Annotated in this window: 1 protein-coding gene; it reads left to right on the top strand. The window is 59.8% G+C overall.

The window, feature by feature from the left end:
• Window positions 1-49: 49 nt before the first annotated feature.
• Complete coding sequence (locus WP12_RS14985) at window positions 50-1,060, top strand: IS30 family transposase (RefSeq protein ID WP_046194488.1); 1,011 nt, start codon at window positions 50-52, stop codon at window positions 1,058-1,060.
• Window positions 1,061-1,068: the final 8 nt, after the last annotated feature.

Here is a 1,068-nt window from a genome sequence, read left to right as displayed (position 1 = left end):
GGCGCGCTCTAACCTGAAGTGCAACACCCGAATTTGATAGGGTGTACCGATGGGAAATCACTACAGCCAGTTGAGTATGGACGAACGCAACGAGATTCAACGGAGCCGGAATATGGGATTGAGTTGTCGGGCAATTGCCCGACAACTCAATCGGCCGCCGTCGGCGGTAACGCGTGAGGTTGAGCGAAACACGGTTGGCAAGAGCTATGACGCGGTGCGCGCAGCGCGTGCGACGCTGGCACGCCGGCGGCGTGGGACGGTCAAGCTCAAGGCCGGCTCGTTGCTGCTGAGTCGGGTGCGTGGCTTGATGGCGATGGGGTGGTCGCCGGAACAAGTTGCGGGCAGACTGCGACGGATGAACCCGGATGATCTTGCCAGCCACGTTTCGCACGAGACGATCTATTGCGCCATCTACGCCTTGCCGCGAGGTGAGTTGCGCAGCGAGCTGATTGCTCAGCTGCGCTTTGCCCACAAGGCCAGGATGCCGCGCACGCGGGGACAGGACCGCCGCGGCCAGCTGCAGAACATGACCTCGATCCACCTGCGTCCCATTGAAGTGGCGGCTCGCCTGATCCCGGGCCATTGGGAGGGCGATCTGATTAAGGGTGCCGGAAATCGCAGCGCGGTCGGCACCTTGGTTGAGCGCAAGAGCCGTTATCTGATGATGACCAAACTGCGCGACTGCACCGCTGAAGCCACCTTGGAAGCCTTCACGCGCAAGTTCCGTCATGTCCCGCCGTGCGTGAGAAAGACGCTGACCTACGACCAGGGCAAAGAGATGGCGCGCCACGAGATGCTGGCCAAGCAACTGAAGATCGACGTCTATTTCGCCGATCCGCACAGCCCCTGGCAACGGCCGACCAATGAGAATACCAACGGTCTGATCCGTGAGTACCTGCCCAAAGGTCTGGATTTGGCGCCGATCTCGCAAGGTTACCTCAATGCAATTGCACGACAATTAAACGACCGCCCTCGCAAATGTCTCGGCTTTGAAACGCCTGCCGAGGTCTTCGGTCGCGAAATCATGAACTTGCAACCCAGTGTTGCACTTCAGACTTGAAACCGCCC

This window comes from Sphingomonas sp. SRS2, assembly GCF_000971055.1.
Lineage (GTDB): Bacteria > Pseudomonadota > Alphaproteobacteria > Sphingomonadales > Sphingomonadaceae > Rhizorhabdus.
This window is presented reverse-complemented; position numbering and strand designations above follow the sequence as displayed.

Bases quoted from the DNA above. Each gene is read 5' to 3' on its own strand.
- WP12_RS14985 (WP_046194488.1), top strand. From the start codon at position 50: ATGGGAAATCACTACAGCCAGTTGAGTATGGACGAACGCAACGAGATT.